This is a genomic window from Vibrio sp. 1580 (assembly GCF_033340055.1).
Map to the genome: position 1 here is coordinate 1 of NZ_JAWOVT010000530.1, position 573 is coordinate 573.

The following is a 573-nucleotide window of genomic DNA, read 5'->3' on the forward strand; positions in this document are numbered from 1 at the left end:
AAAACAACGCTTCCACAGCACGTTCGCGAACAAACACCAATTTAACCAACCCCACGCAACCACGGCGTCGCACACGATCCTTCTTGCTTACGATCCTAAGTTCACAAAAGAGAAGTTTGCAAAACGCGTGGATGCCGAAGTCACTTCAGGTCACCTACCAGCAGATATGTACAACACCTTTATGGGCGCATACGCATTTGCCGAAGCGAACACCGATGAAAATGGCTTCAACGGTCATTGGACTAAGGCGCAAGTTTACATCGCACTGGGTAACCTACTGCACACATTAGCGCGCCTTGGTATTGACTCCACTCCAATGGAAGGCGTTGATCCTGAGCTGATTGGCGAAGAATTTAAAGACGAGTTGGAAGGCCACGTTTGTGAAGTTGCGCTCGCGATCGGTTACCACAAAGATGGTGAAGACTACAATCACGGTCTACCTAAAGCGCGTATGGCATTGGATGATGTGATCACCACGCTATAAAAGCTGATTGAAATCATCATTGTTGAATGAACAAGCCGCACATTGATGTGCGGCTTGTTTGTTTTGAGTGTAATTTGAGTTGAGTATCG

The 573-nt window shown here is 47.1% G+C and carries 1 protein-coding gene; it reads left to right on the forward strand.

The annotated features are described in order from the left end of the window. On the forward strand, positions 1 to 484 hold a 484-nt coding region (locus tag R7093_RS26995), incomplete at its 5' end, for a nitroreductase family protein (protein WP_318147246.1). Between the last annotated feature and the right edge of the window lie 89 nt (positions 485 to 573).